Raw genomic sequence first — 14,012 nt, forward strand, 5'->3', positions numbered from 1 at the left:
GAAAGGGGACCATTTTTTTGAAAAAAATCATACTGATCATTTTCTGTGTCGGAATCGGGTTATCGACCGGTTCATGGGTGGTCTTACAGCAGCAAAAACAACCGGAAGAAGAAAGTTGGAAAGACGGTCATGTGATTACCCGTCATGTCGGCACGTCCATTTCAAATACGGCAGCCATCGAAGAATTGGTCAAACAGTTTCCGTTCTCCGAGTCCTTAGACGACGTTTCAATTACAGGGACAACCGTACGGATGACGTATCGCGTGACGGGGAAAGAACGAGTAGCGTGGACAGGGAGCGATACGGAGGATATTAAACGTGGAAGCCCATTCTTTTTAGAAAGTCGTTTGCCAAAGCTCATCATGCACCATACGTTAGGTCTTTTTTTGAGTGTATCGGATCTCTCCGAACTCCGGATCGAGTACAATGATCCGTTCACTGAAGTGGTATTTGACGTGGACCGTTCGAAGTTTGAAGAGTATACGCCGAAAGATATCGACCGAGCCAGTTCTTCCGCAGATCGGTTTAATCGTGTCGTCGTGGAAGACTATATTCTTGTTGATTCAAGGCGGGCCGCATTTTTCGAAAAGTTTGTCGATGCGCTCCGCATCACACCTGAAAACTAGTTGTATCTAACAATGAAAAGGCATTTTTCACAAACTTGACACAATGATATCGTTTTCACCTTGTTCTTTTGACAAAACGCTAAATAAGGTCTATTCATCACTTGAACATCTTATAAGATGGAAGTATGATAATAAGTGAACAGACATTGTGAAGTTTTGAACAAAAGAAAGCGAGGTTTCTACGATGAACGAGGTAGAAGCATTAGAAGGATTAAGAAAAAAAGCCGTCAAATCGACGCAAATGTTACAGTTGCGTCCACTAGAATATTTGGTTCGAGCGATGCTGGCTGGCGTTTTCATTGGTTTTGCAATCATATTTACACTTAAATCAATCAACGGTTTTTATTTAAATGAATCACCTGTCACGACACTTGTCGGTGGATTGACGTTTGGTGTTGCGCTCGTCTTGATTGTTTATGGCGGAGCAGAATTGTTCACCGGAAACACGATGTACTTTACGACATCGACGATGCGTGGTTATACATCGAAAATGGATACGTTTAAAGTATGGACGCTTTGTTTTATCGGAAACGGACTCGGCGGATTGGCATTTGCTTTACTGTTTTCACAAACGGGAATCATTCAGGAACTCGGGATGGACAACTGGTTGTTTGCCGTATCGGAGACGAAGATTCACCATACGACATGGGAAATCTTTACCCGAGCGATTTTTTGCAACTGGATGGTCTGTCTAGCGATTTTCATTCCAAAAAACATGAAAAATGAGTTAGCACAAATCATGATGATGATGATCCTCGTGGCTGTTTTCTTTGCCTCTGGATTTGATCATGTCATTGCTAACATGGCATTGTTCTCACTTGCTTTAGTCGTACCGCACCCAGAAGCGATTTCGTTTGCTGGAGCAATCCACAATCTGATTCCTGCCTTGTTTGGAAACATCATCGGCGGAGCACTTTTCATGGGAATGATCTACACATGGCTCAATAAATCAAAATTAGAAGTCGATCAATCGGATCAAGAAGCAGCAACGATCAATATCGCTTCAAAACAAAAAGCTTAAAAAATGGCCCGGGTTCGATGGGCTTGACCATACACAAAGAAGGATCCGATGAAAAAATCGGATCCTTCTTTGTTATGAATGGGTGTAGGACATGATCTGATTCGGTTACTCCAGATGCTGAAAACGATCGACATCTGCCGCCAGTTCTTCGTAGATGGCTTCGACGATTTGTGCATCGTCGAATAATCCTAAGATGTTTTCATCTGGTAAGGCATCAACCGGAGACGTGAAATATAGAACGGCTGTCAATAACAATTGTTCTTGCTCAGGTTGCATCTCAAAACGTTTCGTATATAGCGCCCGTAACATTTCAAGTAATTGTTTGAGTTGGAAATAAAGGACAAGTTCCGCTTCACGTTCGATATCCGAACCATCTTCTGACGCGATATCCGTTGTGAGTCGCGCCAATCCGAGTTCGCCTTGAATCAATAAGTCTTCCTGTGCTTTCGTATTTCCGACAGCTGTTAATGCTTGTCGGTGAAAATAGGTGTAAGCAGATTTAAAATCGCCTGGTGTAAATTCCATCATCAACACTCCTTCTGTATCTCTAGTTTCACCTTATTTCTTGCAAAATTGCAACTATTTCGTGAAAATAAGAGTAATAGTTGAAAGGGGATTACATAATGCCGACTCAAGAACAGTTAAAAAAGTATGCCGCACTTGCCGTACGAACAGGAATTAACCTACAAGCAGGTCAACAATTGGAAGTTCGTGCCGGAATCGAAAATGCACCGCTCGTCCGTGAAATCACGCGTGTTGCGTATGAAGTGGGAGCTTCTAACGTATATGTGCAGTGGTCTGATGACGAAATGACGAAAATCCGTTACTTCGACGCACCGGAAGATTCGTTTGACGCCTTCCCGGATTGGTTAACAGCACGATTCGATCAGTTGGCAGAGGAGAAAACAGCGTTTCTATCCGTCGTCAGTGAAGATCCGGATTTATTGAACGGAGTCGAATCGAGCCGGATTGCCCGTGCCAACAAAGCAGCAGGTGTTGCATTAGCTAACTGGCGTAAATTCGTCATGAGCGATAACGTAAGCTGGTGTGTCATCGCAGCGCCTTCGGATGCTTGGGCGGCTAAGGTATTCCCGGACTCTGAACACGCTGTGGAAGACCTGTGGGATGCTATCCTGAAGGCGACACGCGTTGATCAAGCCGATCCAGTCGCAGCGTGGGAGCAACATGACACGAACTTGCGGACAAAGGCGACGTTCCTAACTGAAAAAAAATATAAAAAATTACATTATTCAGCACCGGGTACAGAATTGACGATTGAATTACCAGAGCGTCACGTCTGGCTTGGCGGTGGTGGACCAAATGCCGATGGAGTTGATTTCATCGCGAACCTGCCGACGGAAGAAGTCTTCACATTACCGAAAAAGACAGGTGTGAACGGTCATGTTTCGAGTACGAAACCGCTCAGCTACAGCGGGAATCTGATTGATGGGTTCACATTATGGTTCGAAGACGGAAAAATCGTTAAAGCCGAGGCAAAACAAGGACAGGCAGCACTGGACGAATTGATTTCACTGGACGAAGGTGCACGTTACCTGGGCGAAGTAGCCCTCGTTCCACATCATTCACCGATTTCAGACTCCGGGATTTTATTCTATAACACGTTGTTTGACGAAAATGCATCGTGTCACTTGGCGATCGGCCGTGCCTATTCGACCTGCCTTGAAAACGGACCAAGCTTATCGAATGAGGAATTGGCTGATCAAGGTGCCAACGACTCGATGACACACGTCGACTTCATGATTGGTTCAGGTCAGATGTCGATCGATGGAGAACTAGTGGATGGAACCCGTGAACCATTGATGCGCGACGGAAACTGGGCAATTTAATCCATTCCAAAAAAGGGAGTAGGCGGACACGTTAATTGTGTTGGCCTACTCCCTTTTTTTGATTCAACTGTGTAATTCTTCGCCAATGATTTTTACTTCCGGTTCCAGTAAGATTCCGAATTTTTCTTGAACGGTTTCCTGCACGTGTTGGATGAGCGAAATGTAGTCTGTTGCTGTCGCATCTTTAATGTTGACGATGAATCCGGCATGTTTTTGAGAAACTTCAGCACCACCGATCCGTGCGCCTTGTAAACCGCTGTCTTGAATCAATTTACCGGCAAAATAACCTTCCGGGCGTTTGAAGACACTTCCACAAGATGGATACTCAAGTGGTTGTTTCGTCTCACGTTTATGCGTCAAGTCATCCATCATTTCTTTGATCAAGGCAGGATCACCTTCTGTGAGTAAAAAGCGTCCTTCTAAAATGATGTACTCTTTTTTCGAAAAACAGCTTGATCGATACCCAAGCTCAAGTTCCTCGTGTGAGATGTTCAACAGTTCGCCTTTACGCGTCAAGACCGTCGCGCTGTGGAGGCAGTCTTTTACTTCGCCACCGTAGGCTCCGGCATTCATGATTAAAGCTCCGCCAATCGTACCGGGAATACCACAGGCGAACTCAAGTCCACTCAAAGCATGGTCATACGCAACACGTGATGCTTGGATGATCGCAGCGCCGCTTTGGGCAACGAGTTCATGTCCTTCAACAGAAATATCGGTTAGTTTTTCGAAAGATAAGACGATTCCACGAATACCACCGTCACGAACGACAAGATTCGAACCGTTTCCGAGCATCGTCAGAGGGAGTTCGTGTTCATAGGCATAACGAACAGCAAATGCTGTTTCTTCATATGTCGACGGAATGAGGAACAAATCCGCCAGCCCACCCATTTTAGTGTACGTATGGTTTTTTAAGGGTTCATTAATCAAAACGGCTTCTTTTGCGATACCTTCATATAATCCAGCTAATAATTGCTCTAATAATTGCTCAGTCATCATGTCTCAGTCCTTTTTCATAAATTCCATTCAGCTAAAAACGCTCAAAATATATTTTACACTAATTCTATGATTGATGTTTAGCATACTGTCCCCAAAATACAGACTTGACAGATAAAAAGCAAGCTGTACTTCAGAAATAGGAGTGAATTTTCATCAATATATGATGATTTTCTTTAAAAATAAAAATAATAGGATCAGGAATGAATAAAAGAAAAAAGGGGAAAAATAAAATGAAGGCCTGGTATTTAAAAAGGGGGATTTCAGATGGAAAGTGAACGGTTAGAGATGCGACCATTTTCAGAAGCAGATTTTTCCTTTTATAAAACACTTGTCCAAAATGAACGCGTCATGCGGTATATCAATGGCGGGACGGCACTAGAAGAGGCGGAAGCACGAAGTTGGTTCGAACGACAATTCGGACGATATGAAGACGACCGCCAAACCGGTTTTCTATTGTTGGAAAAAAAAGAAACACGCGAACCGGTCGGATTTGCCGGACTCATTCTTCAAGAAGTGGACGGTGTCGAAGAATTAGAAGTCGGATATTGGTTGACACCGATTCATTGGAAGGTCGGATATGGTCGAGAAGCAGCAAATCGGTTGATGCGCGAAGCGTTTGAAAGAGGACACGATCGTTTGATTTCGATTATTCATCCAGAAAATAAATCTTCCCAAAATGTCGCGCGGGCGAATGGGTTACAATGGGAAAAGGACACAGTTTTCAATGGAATTCCAGTCGTCATCTATTCCTGTCGCTTATCTCGGCTGTTTAGAGGATGACCTATGAAATGATAGAGGAGCGAAGTCATTCATGTACCAGACCACGTTGATCACATTTAATGAGTTAACTGTCTCAAGCTTATATCAGTTACTGAAGTTACGAACCGATATTTTCGTCGTTGAACAAGACTGCCCGTATCCCGAGCTCGACAATCGTGATCAAGACGCGTTACATGGTCTTGCTTATGAGGGAGAGAAATTAATTGGTTGCTTACGGATTTTACCGAGAAAGTCGTCCGGAGCAGTTGCGATCGGACGTGTTGCCGTGCAAGTCGATTACCGATCGCATGGAATAGCAAGAAGACTGTTAAACGAAGCGATCGCGTATCTTCAAGAGCAAGGCGAGGTTTTGATTGACCTTCAAGCGCAGGCGCACCTGAAAGAGTTTTATGGTTCATTTGGATTTGAAGAGAAATCAGAGATTTATCTAGAAGACGGCATCCCGCATCTGGATATGCAGATGCAGTTAAGTGAAGTTCCAAAAAGACTTCAGGAATAGGGTGGACGAACCGATGATGATAGCAGGAAGAACTCTATCTGGAGGTGAGTCAGTCATTGAAAAAAGTACTGGTCATTCTCGCGTTAAGTCTGATCGGGGTGTTATCGTTTGCTGTCGGTATCTCCTATGCTGAACTTCAAATTAGCCAACGTAGTTCGGAAGAACAATTGGCTAAGATGTTACAAACCCGGCATGGCATCGATCAGACATCATTGTTAGAAGTGAAGGCCTCGTTTTCATTTCGACATCGGCAAGTGATTCAGGTCCGCTTACGTGGTGAACCCGCCGTCACCTATGAATTCATTCAACCTGAACGACAACTTGAGTATGTCGGTTCGGTTGGGACAAGTGTCGAAAAAGTCGGAAAGCAGGATGAAGCTTTTCGAAATTCGCACTTGAAAGTGAGTGAAAAATAAAAAATCTTGGTGCTATTCTCGAAGCAGAGAAACACCAAGATTTTTTTTGAGTCTTTCAAGAAGAATCGATATTGCGTACACTACGAAGAGAGACATCATTCAGGAGGAAACTTATTATGAGAAGATTTATAAAAAACGAAGCAATCGCCCCTGCGATCCACGCCTTTCGGACGCTCGAGCGAACGGACTTTCATACATACAATCAGCAATTAACACCAGAAGAACGCCGCGCACTGAATTTTATCGGGCGAGCAATCTCTCTACAATCGAGTGAACACCTCGCTTTGGCACTTGAAACAAAGCAGCCGATGATGGACGTAGACCGTCTTCTGGTCGATTTAATCCAGACGGATCAAAGGACTTCTCTATTTCGACAGTTACTTGCGAATGGCTTAGATCTTAACCAATTGGTGACGATTGACGGACATCGTTCGCTTGTCAGACAGCCGCTCTCTTTCCCGGTAGGCTTATATACAGTCTACAATCATGAGTTATTTACGATAGCTCTTCAGGCCGGACTAGATCTTACGTATACGACGACATTACAGCGGAGCGATCGTTTTCTCGAGACCGATGAAATCAATACGCTCGACATCGTGTTGTTACTGACACATGAAGAGGAACTGGACGAAAAGAGCCTCCAGATGTTCCGGCACTCGACGACAGTAGGCTTGGTCGAACGATTACACCGTTCAAAGTCTAAAAATTTGCAACCGATTATTGAGGACACCAATTACGTGGTCTCTTTCCGCTATGCCAAACATTTCCCGTTGTTTTATGCCATCGTTGGTCGCCAGACGGATCAGTTCCCCAAAATGTTGGAAGACGCATTGAAGGATCCAAATCAGCCAGACATCATCAAGGATGCCTTACTTGCCTTTCATAATTATCAACCAGGTCTTGCGGCGAGTTTAGGGAAGACCTATTATGAGAGCTTATTTGAAATCGGGAATCAATTGAAGTCACGCGGTCATGTTGATTTTAATGCAGTAGACGATCAATATGTGTTAGCGGAGTATTTCGATATCGTGCAACGATTACGTGGTTAAGAGGGCACCTTCGCACGAATAACGATGCCAATTGGAAAAGACTTGAATATCGCAAAAAGCATCAGGCTGATAAAGGCGGAGAGCATCTTGATGAGTCGAAAAGCAATACACTTCAAAAGAAAAGATATTCTTTTTGTGGAGTTTCGTCTGAAACGTGTCTAAGATACGCCGCCCATACCCTTGGTGTTTGAGTTGAGGTAGACAGGTGATTTCCAAAAGTCGGACGGTTTGTTTATGTTTTTCAATGAGAATCGTTCCGACGATGGTTTTATCATCATAAACGAGATAGGGTAAAGCACCTTGATCGACTAAGTAGTCGAGATGTAGAGTATCATAAGGAAATAGGAACTCGGAGTCACAAGTCGCATCGTTCCGGATGGTCAAGTATAACTGACGATTACGTAGTGTGAGTGGTTTGAACTGGACGGAAGGAACCCGATTATGGGTGAGACCGATTAAACGAAACTGTTCACTGGATAACTGGTAACCTAACGATGTCCAGGTGGAGACGAATCCGAAGTCATGTGGAGGTATGATTTGTACATCGATGTGTTTAGGGGAGAGAAAAATCGCTTCGGAGTGTACGTGTCGTGCGAGATAGCGAAATGCGTGTAAATCGGTATAAGCCGCATTCAAGATCTGGATCGAGTGTTCGAGGACATGGAAACCAAGTGTAGCTGAGACCTGATCCTCTTTCCAAACGGTCCATTGGTGATGTTCGGTTGGTTGACAGGACAACGATAAGGGGAAAAAACGATTGTTTTGGAGCAACCGATGCACTAAACGACGCTGCTGATGAGACAATTGTCGGTAAGACAGAATATTCATATCCTAGACGCCCTTTCAAAGAAAATGAAAGCCAGTACCTATAGTATACAAATAAATAAGTGTTAAATGGTTTTAATTTGAAATTTAAGGTAAATATTTAGGTGGTGAAGAGATGAAAAAAACATTGATTGCATTAGGCTTCTTTTGGATCATGTTAGCGATTCCGATACAAGCGCAGGAAATCGAAAAAAATGAAACGAGTGTCCGAGAATCGACTACGTACGGAAGTTACGGGACGATGGATGAAATCATCACCGATCAAAAGGAACCAACGTATGACGGTTTTGATTCACCTAATGACATGGCTTTTTTGTTTGCCTGTATCGCATTACTTGCGACGGTTGGATTAGGAATTGTCAACGCAACAGACTAATGTGAGAAAAAGACGCAGGCCTCTCTACGATATGCAGAGTCCTGCGTCTTTGTAGTTGATGTTTCATCAAAAATGAATGTGTTTTCTTCGACCGACGCGCTCGATTCGTTCATGTTCTTCCTCTAATCCAGCTTGTTCAAGCAGGTCGAGATAATAACGAAATGGCGTCGACCGATGCGAAAAGTAAGGAATGTATTCTGTGAATAACATGGCCTCGGCCCGTTCGAGTTCACGTAGAGCAATCAAGGCGTGCAGTTCGGCGAAGCGGATTTCTTGATACAGCAATAACATGTCAGCATCCACACGGACTTTCATCTGTAATTTTTTAGCGTGGTTATTCAATAACGCGACATAGGATTCGCGTTCCGAGTTATTCGTACAGTGTGTGAGGACAGCGAGGAACAGGTCGCTCCGTTCTGTATCGACATCGATCGGCACCTTGACGGCCGTATAGATGGCGCGTTGCATCCACGTCTGATCGGGTGCTTCGAGCTTATAATAACCGACAAGCTCTTCGAACAATTCAACTTGCGTGACTTTAATCAGTCGAAACGGATCGTTACTCAAAAAGAGGGGTTCTTCTCCAGCTGCAGAGGAGAGTAAAAAAAAGAATTCCTCAAAGGCGACACGTGTCCCGTTTTTTCGACCGATGTAATGCCGTAAGTGTTTGAGTAAACGTTTGGCTGTCACATACCAATTTTTTTGTTCACGAAGCGAAACGAGTTCGTTTGGCTCCAGATAATGAAGATCATAAGCAAGCTGAATAAATTGTTCCGTTTGTTCAATCGTCTGCTCGACGGTCGGTTGTTCTTGTTCCTTCTGCAAGCCTTTATACTTAGCGAACTGAGATAACATCAAATCGAGTTCTTTTTCTTCGATAACTTGTTTAGGGAGTTGGCGATAGATTTCTACGATGATGTCGCGAAGGGTCGTATCGCCATATTGTTCGAGTAAAAGACGTAGTTTACGAATTCTCATGATCGCCCTCCTTCGACAAAAAGACACAATACTTCTCTTATCCCTTTCCCGATTTTTTTATAAATCGAACATCTTTCATTTGCACTTTGAGTTCATGTTTGCCTATCGTTAAGAGAATCATTAATTCAAAGGGGCGATTATTCATGAACGAAACTATTCAACATTTACTTAATCATCGGTCGATTCGAAAATTCAAGACCGACCAATTGGACCAGGAGACAATTAATATTCTAGTCCGTTCAGCGCAGGCAGCCTCGACATCTTCCTATCAACAGGCGTATGCCATCATTGGAGTCGAAGACGACACCATTAAACAACGACTAGTCGAAGTAGCGAGTGGTCAAACATATGTCGCGGAAAATGGATATTTCTTTGTCTTCTGTATCGATTATCACAAACATGTCTTAGCAGCTGATCTGGCATCAGGGGCAGTCGATCGGACCGTCGAGACGACGGAAGCACTGATTGTCGGAGCAGTCGACGCAGGACTTGCAGCCCAAAACCTGGTCGTGGCAGCAGAGTCGTTAGGATACGGTACGGTTTATATCGGATCACTGAGAAATGATGCGGCGAAAGTAAGTGAACTGCTGGCTTTACCAGATCATGTCGTCCCGTTGTTTGGTGTCGCGGTTGGTGTACCGGACCAAGAGCCGGGTAAAAAACCCCGCCTTCCGATGGATGCGGTCTTCCACCGGAATACGTATACTAATGACGAGACGATGCGTCAATTGTTGACTCAATATGAAGAAGAGACATCTGCTTATTATGGAGACCGGACTGACGGGCGACGGACGGAAGGCTGGGTCTATCAGATGGCAGCTTCGATGAAGGAACCAAAACGGACGTATCTCCGTCATTTCTTACAGGAAAAACACTTATCGCGCGATTAAAACGGAGGTAGCTTATGGAAGAATTTCACTCGGGACGTTCTCGATTAGAACGAAAACGTCAAGAAGGGTTACATGAATCAGAAGAGCATCCTCATGGGGAGCAAGAACATGAACCGAACGAGGCTAGTCCGAGGCAAGAACGATCTGCGAGTCAGCGTTATTTAGATGATCCGCCAATCGAACGGAAAAAGCAGATGGAAAATGCGCGACAAACAACAGGAAAACGGCGCCTTCAGGTCGGATTCGGCACAGTGCTTCGCTCGGGAAATCGGTTCGCGGTTGTGGTCAAAAATCGGTTGAATCAACGGCGTTCGTCACGTAACCGCCGGACGGACGAACCGATTACTTCGCGTTCGTCCGATCGTGCTTTAAAAAAACAGCCGGTCGCAAAAAAGAAACGGCGTTTTAAAGGGAAAATAATTGGTCTAATCATGCTTATTTTAATCGGACTCATCGTGTTCGGTTCACAACCGTTTACATTCCTGCTGATTGGTAGTGATGCACGACCAGGAGAATCGTTACGGGGATCGCGGTCAGACTCGTTATCCGTCATGCAGTTCGTTCCCTTATCGCGGACGATTCAACTGACGTCGATTCCGCGAGATACGTATACACCGATTGCTTGTGAAGACGGGAAAAAAGATAAGATTACACACGCGTTCGCCTATGGAGGTGAAGACTGTACAAGTAGTGCCGTCAGCGAACTGCTCGATCAAGACATCGATAGTAAAATCGTCATTTCCTTTGATAGTTTTATCGGTCTGATCGATGAGATTGGTGGAATCGACCTTGTATCGACAGGAACATTCTCCGAACAAGATGCCAGTGGAAAAGCCAATCAGTATACGTTCCAAAAAGGAAAAGAATATCATATGGACGGAGCGATGGCACTGGCCTACTCCAGACACCGGAAATCGGATACCGACGTCGCCCGTGCGAATCGTCAATCTGAAGTTATCCAAGCCGTAGCGACAGATTTGATGAAGCCGACAGGTTGGTCAAGTATTCCTGACGCAAACCGTTACATGAAGGAAGAGATGAATCTAGACGTCAGCGTTCGTCAAATGATGACGGCTGGCTTGTCACTTGCCTTGTTGTCGGAGCGCGAACACCTTGAAGTCGAAGGTGTCAGCGAACGGATGAATGGTATCTTCTATGATTTCCCGAAGAAAAAAGAACTGAAAGAACTGCGTGTGAAACTCGATACGACATTTTACGGGACACTAAAAAATGATTAATTTTTCAAAAGGGGTTTGTTCTTTCTCGAACAGTGGAAATTACTAAAGGTGACTAATCTATCGAGGAGGGACCTATCATATGAAAGTATTAGTTGTAGGTGCATCAGGTACAATCGGAGCTCGTGTCGTCAAGTCGCTAGCAAAAGGTCATCAAGTCACTGTCATCGTACGACATCAACATTTAGTCGAACGATTTGAGAAACTGGGTGTCAAGGCGCACTATGTCGACATCGAAACAGAACTTGAAAAAGTCATCGAACATGGCGTTTCCGGGCAAGATGCTGTTATTTGTGCGGCGACGGCCGGTGTCGACGGAGAAGCGACGGAAATCGAGTTGCTCGACCGGACGGTGGCCTTGAAAACGATTGATGCTGCGAAAAAGGCGCGTGTTCGTCATTTCGTCCTCCTCAGTGCCTATGGCGCTGATCGTCCAAATCAGTTTAAAAAAGAAATGTATCCGTTCTATGCTGCGAAAAATGCGGCTGAAGAGCAGGTCGAACATAGTGGCCTGACGTATACAATCATCTGTCCGGTCGATATCGTCGATGGAGAAGGCCGCGGATTGATTGAAGCAGATGAAGACTTAAAGGATGTCAAAGAAGCAACGATTTCGGAAACGGATGTCGCTTCGATTCTTGTCGCTTCTGTCGATAACCGGGCTGTGTTCAATCGCCGCCTGGAAGTCAAACAAGGCAAAACAGCGTTAAACGAAGCACTTGGTGGAGATGAAGCAGTAGGTAGTGTCAAGGATAACCGACAAGTGAAAAAACAATTACCACGTTACAACTAATAGCAATTTAGGATAAAATCCATGAAGTTCTATAGGATTCACAAATAGAGTGTCCGATTCCGATTAGGAATTTGGACACTTTTTTTGTCGCAAATGAAGGGAACGATTCTGCTACACTAGATAAATAGAGGAGTGGAGAAATCAGTGAAAAAATATGTATTGTATCTTCTGATGGCAGTTGTCGTTTCAGGTATCGTCTACACCAGTTATAGCACATACGAAACCAAACAAAATCAGCAACAAATTCAAGCGAAGCAACAGGCGGAGGGGGGACTTGAAACAGGAATGAAAGCACCTGACCTCGAATTAGAACAAGATGGTCAACCCGTCCGTTTAAGCGACTTGACGGATCAACTCATCGTCATTAATTTCTGGGCAACCTGGTGTCCTCCGTGCCGCCAGGAAATACCAGAGTTAAATCGGTTTTCTGAATCTACGAACATTCCTGTATATGGGATTAACGTGACGACTGCAGAAAGGCGATTGACGGACGTCGAACAGTTTCTAAAGCAAACACCCATCACCTACTCTGTCCTTTATGATACGAAGGGACAGTCTGAAAAAGCGTACCGCTTAGTTGCGATGCCTGCGACCTATATCATTGATCGGACAGGAAAGATTGTCGGCAAGCATGTAGGACCGGTTACGGAAAAGATGTTACAGGAAATGGTGCAGAAGATCGGAGGATAAAAACATGGAACTGTACTGTCGTGTCTGTACGTATCACCAAAGCATTGAAGTGGGACAAAAAGAAGAATGGAAGTCTTTTCCGTCCATGTTGACATATGGGATTGAACATTATACTTCTGCCTTGCCGTTTTTATTCGTACCGCCTTATCAGGAACCGTTAGTCAGTCGTCAGCAGATTGATGACCGAATGCGGGCCGATCTCATTCGCGCGTATCATGCGCATATTGATGAGATTGAAGAAGGGTGGGTCCCCCATCAATATGATTTATTCCAATGCCCATCCTGTCACGCGATTTCGACTCGTTTTTGGTGTGCATTATTTTTGAAAAAAGAAATCATCGAACCGATGCATCAATGCGAACGGGATGGATTCGTGTTAACGCGACTATCGTTGGATGATGTTGCGCATACGCCTTGTCCGAACTGTTGTGAACAAGCGCTTCATATCCGTTAAACACCAAAAAAGCCACCTGTATGCAAGAAAGGACTAACAAGAGACGAATTGTCTATTAGTCAATTCTTACGGACAGAAGGCTTTTTATGTGTCAACCCATTTGCCGAAACGAAAATGTTTGAAAGGAAGACTGCGTAGAACTAGATACATCAATTGAGTAACTTGAACCGTCGAATAATATTGTATCACCAAGCCTTGCCTCAGTCGGCAGATAGCGGCGTGGGATGAAACTTGAACCGTTCTCCCAGAGAAGAACAGCATATTTTCCATCAAGCCGTTCCAGTGTGCCACGTTTGATCATAATCGAACTCCTCCTACAAAATTACATCGAAGGCATCCCAAAAGTCGGGTGCAAATTTCTCTCTTTATAATTCGTTGTAATTTTTTAATCTTATGTTTGGTATATTCCCATTTCTCTTTAGATCTACACATCTTTATCAAAATTAGGCGAGAATACGCCCACTTCTAAACGAAGTGAAAGTGGGAGATGAATCGCTAGCCTGCCTTTCGGGTATATTCCCTTTGAAGGAGGTGAAA

General features: G+C 44.3%; 18 protein-coding genes. 13 read left to right on the plus strand and 5 right to left on the minus strand.

The window, feature by feature from the left end; genetic code table 11:
* Positions 1-17 precede the first annotated feature (17 nt).
* On the plus strand, positions 18-626 hold the full coding sequence (locus tag P404_RS0111890; RefSeq protein ID WP_236624396.1) for a hypothetical protein: 609 nt from the start codon (positions 18-20) through the stop codon (positions 624-626).
* A gap of 184 nt (positions 627-810) precedes the next feature.
* Positions 811-1,647, plus strand: a complete 837-nt coding sequence (locus tag P404_RS0111895) for a formate/nitrite transporter family protein (protein WP_014969553.1) — start codon at positions 811-813, stop codon at positions 1,645-1,647.
* Positions 1,648-1,752: 105 nt separating this feature from the next.
* Here P404_RS0111895 and P404_RS0111900 read toward each other — a convergent pair whose 3' ends face one another.
* Positions 1,753-2,172 carry a DUF1232 domain-containing protein gene (locus P404_RS0111900; protein WP_014969554.1) on the minus strand — a complete coding sequence of 140 codons (420 nt, stop codon included), beginning with the start codon at positions 2,170-2,172 and terminating at the stop codon, positions 1,753-1,755.
* A gap of 98 nt (positions 2,173-2,270) precedes the next feature.
* Between P404_RS0111900 and P404_RS0111905 the strand changes: the two genes are divergently transcribed.
* Complete coding sequence (locus P404_RS0111905; RefSeq protein ID WP_026830896.1) at positions 2,271-3,494, plus strand: aminopeptidase; 1,224 nt, start codon at positions 2,271-2,273, stop codon at positions 3,492-3,494.
* Positions 3,495-3,557: 63 nt separating this feature from the next.
* Here the strand turns inward: P404_RS0111905 and murB are convergent, their stop codons facing one another.
* Positions 3,558-4,490 carry a UDP-N-acetylmuramate dehydrogenase gene (gene murB / locus P404_RS0111910; RefSeq protein WP_026830897.1) on the minus strand — a complete coding sequence of 311 codons (933 nt, stop codon included), beginning with the start codon at positions 4,488-4,490 and terminating at the stop codon, positions 3,558-3,560.
* Positions 4,491-4,754: 264 nt separating this feature from the next.
* Here murB and P404_RS0111915 point away from each other — a divergent pair, with 264 nt between their 5' ends.
* The 4 genes from P404_RS0111915 to P404_RS0111930 all read left to right on the plus strand — a co-directional run bounded on the left by P404_RS0111915 (position 4,755) and on the right by P404_RS0111930 (position 7,234).
* A complete protein-coding gene (locus P404_RS0111915; RefSeq protein ID WP_014969557.1) occupies positions 4,755-5,270 on the plus strand; it encodes a GNAT family N-acetyltransferase in 516 nt (171 codons plus the stop codon).
* A gap of 31 nt (positions 5,271-5,301) precedes the next feature.
* The gene (locus P404_RS0111920) at positions 5,302-5,769 is read left to right on the plus strand and encodes a GNAT family N-acetyltransferase (RefSeq protein ID WP_026830898.1); all 468 of its coding nucleotides are present in this window, start codon (positions 5,302-5,304) and stop codon (positions 5,767-5,769) included.
* Between the two features lie 56 nt (positions 5,770-5,825).
* Positions 5,826-6,185 carry a hypothetical protein gene (locus P404_RS0111925; protein ID WP_014969559.1) on the plus strand — a complete coding sequence of 120 codons (360 nt, stop codon included), beginning with the start codon at positions 5,826-5,828 and terminating at the stop codon, positions 6,183-6,185.
* Positions 6,186-6,301: 116 nt separating this feature from the next.
* Entirely contained in the window at positions 6,302-7,234 is a 933-nt protein-coding gene (locus P404_RS0111930) for a hypothetical protein (protein WP_026830899.1), read from the plus strand.
* On the opposite strand, the gene P404_RS0111935 is transcribed toward P404_RS0111930, so the two are convergent.
* The gene (locus P404_RS0111935; protein ID WP_026830900.1) at positions 7,223-8,062 is read right to left on the minus strand and encodes a GNAT family N-acetyltransferase; all 840 of its coding nucleotides are present in this window, start codon (positions 8,060-8,062) and stop codon (positions 7,223-7,225) included. The genes P404_RS0111930 and P404_RS0111935 overlap by 12 nt on opposite strands.
* A 112-nt stretch (positions 8,063-8,174) precedes the next feature.
* Here P404_RS0111935 and P404_RS0111940 point away from each other — a divergent pair, with 112 nt between their 5' ends.
* Positions 8,175-8,435 carry a hypothetical protein gene (locus tag P404_RS0111940; RefSeq protein ID WP_026830901.1) on the plus strand — a complete coding sequence of 87 codons (261 nt, stop codon included), beginning with the start codon at positions 8,175-8,177 and terminating at the stop codon, positions 8,433-8,435.
* 66 nt (positions 8,436-8,501) lie between these two features.
* On the opposite strand, the gene P404_RS0111945 is transcribed toward P404_RS0111940, so the two are convergent.
* Positions 8,502-9,413: a hypothetical protein gene (locus tag P404_RS0111945; protein ID WP_014969563.1), complete on the minus strand. Its 912-nt coding sequence runs from the start codon at positions 9,411-9,413 to the stop codon at positions 8,502-8,504.
* Positions 9,414-9,556: 143 nt separating this feature from the next.
* Between P404_RS0111945 and nfsA the strand changes: the two genes are divergently transcribed.
* From nfsA to P404_RS0111970, 5 genes are all read left to right on the plus strand, one after another.
* Positions 9,557-10,303 carry an oxygen-insensitive NADPH nitroreductase gene (nfsA, locus tag P404_RS0111950; RefSeq protein ID WP_026830902.1) on the plus strand — a complete coding sequence of 249 codons (747 nt, stop codon included), beginning with the start codon at positions 9,557-9,559 and terminating at the stop codon, positions 10,301-10,303.
* A 14-nt stretch (positions 10,304-10,317) separates the two neighbouring features.
* The gene (locus tag P404_RS0111955; RefSeq protein WP_026830903.1) at positions 10,318-11,541 is read left to right on the plus strand and encodes an LCP family protein; all 1,224 of its coding nucleotides are present in this window, start codon (positions 10,318-10,320) and stop codon (positions 11,539-11,541) included.
* A gap of 79 nt (positions 11,542-11,620) precedes the next feature.
* The gene (locus tag P404_RS0111960; RefSeq protein ID WP_014969566.1) at positions 11,621-12,331 is read left to right on the plus strand and encodes an NAD(P)H-binding protein; all 711 of its coding nucleotides are present in this window, start codon (positions 11,621-11,623) and stop codon (positions 12,329-12,331) included.
* 144 nt (positions 12,332-12,475) lie between these two features.
* The gene (locus P404_RS0111965) at positions 12,476-13,021 is read left to right on the plus strand and encodes a TlpA family protein disulfide reductase (RefSeq protein ID WP_026830904.1); all 546 of its coding nucleotides are present in this window, start codon (positions 12,476-12,478) and stop codon (positions 13,019-13,021) included.
* 4 nt (positions 13,022-13,025) lie between these two features.
* Positions 13,026-13,475 (plus strand): hypothetical protein, encoded by a 450-nt coding sequence (locus tag P404_RS0111970; RefSeq protein ID WP_026830905.1) that lies wholly within the window; start codon positions 13,026-13,028, stop codon positions 13,473-13,475.
* Positions 13,476-13,566: 91 nt separating this feature from the next.
* Here P404_RS0111970 and P404_RS0111975 read toward each other — a convergent pair whose 3' ends face one another.
* Positions 13,567-13,776, minus strand: a complete 210-nt coding sequence (locus P404_RS0111975; protein ID WP_026830906.1) for a hypothetical protein — start codon at positions 13,774-13,776, stop codon at positions 13,567-13,569.
* Between the last annotated feature and the right edge of the window lie 236 nt (positions 13,777-14,012).

The organism is Exiguobacterium antarcticum DSM 14480 (genome assembly GCF_000685865.1).
Taxonomy (GTDB): domain Bacteria; phylum Bacillota; class Bacilli; order Exiguobacteriales; family Exiguobacteriaceae; genus Exiguobacterium_A; species Exiguobacterium_A antarcticum.

Coding starts and splice junctions, on each gene's coding strand:
- P404_RS0111895 (WP_014969553.1), top strand. CDS start 811: ATGAACGAGGTAGAAGCATTAGAAGGATTAAGAAAAAAAGCCGTCAAA.
- P404_RS0111900 (WP_014969554.1), bottom strand. CDS start 2,172: ATGGAATTTACACCAGGCGATTTTAAATCTGCTTACACCTATTTTCAC.
- P404_RS0111905 (WP_026830896.1), top strand. CDS start 2,271: ATGCCGACTCAAGAACAGTTAAAAAAGTATGCCGCACTTGCCGTACGA.
- murB (WP_026830897.1), bottom strand. CDS start 4,490: ATGATGACTGAGCAATTATTAGAGCAATTATTAGCTGGATTATATGAA.
- P404_RS0111915 (WP_014969557.1), top strand. CDS start 4,755: ATGGAAAGTGAACGGTTAGAGATGCGACCATTTTCAGAAGCAGATTTT.
- P404_RS0111920 (WP_026830898.1), top strand. CDS start 5,302: ATGTACCAGACCACGTTGATCACATTTAATGAGTTAACTGTCTCAAGC.
- P404_RS0111930 (WP_026830899.1), top strand. CDS start 6,302: ATGAGAAGATTTATAAAAAACGAAGCAATCGCCCCTGCGATCCACGCC.
- P404_RS0111935 (WP_026830900.1), bottom strand. CDS start 8,062: ATGAATATTCTGTCTTACCGACAATTGTCTCATCAGCAGCGTCGTTTA.
- P404_RS0111940 (WP_026830901.1), top strand. CDS start 8,175: ATGAAAAAAACATTGATTGCATTAGGCTTCTTTTGGATCATGTTAGCG.
- P404_RS0111945 (WP_014969563.1), bottom strand. CDS start 9,413: ATGAGAATTCGTAAACTACGTCTTTTACTCGAACAATATGGCGATACG.
- nfsA (WP_026830902.1), top strand. CDS start 9,557: ATGAACGAAACTATTCAACATTTACTTAATCATCGGTCGATTCGAAAA.
- P404_RS0111955 (WP_026830903.1), top strand. CDS start 10,318: ATGGAAGAATTTCACTCGGGACGTTCTCGATTAGAACGAAAACGTCAA.
- P404_RS0111960 (WP_014969566.1), top strand. CDS start 11,621: ATGAAAGTATTAGTTGTAGGTGCATCAGGTACAATCGGAGCTCGTGTC.
- P404_RS0111970 (WP_026830905.1), top strand. CDS start 13,026: ATGGAACTGTACTGTCGTGTCTGTACGTATCACCAAAGCATTGAAGTG.
- P404_RS0111975 (WP_026830906.1), bottom strand. CDS start 13,776: ATGATCAAACGTGGCACACTGGAACGGCTTGATGGAAAATATGCTGTT.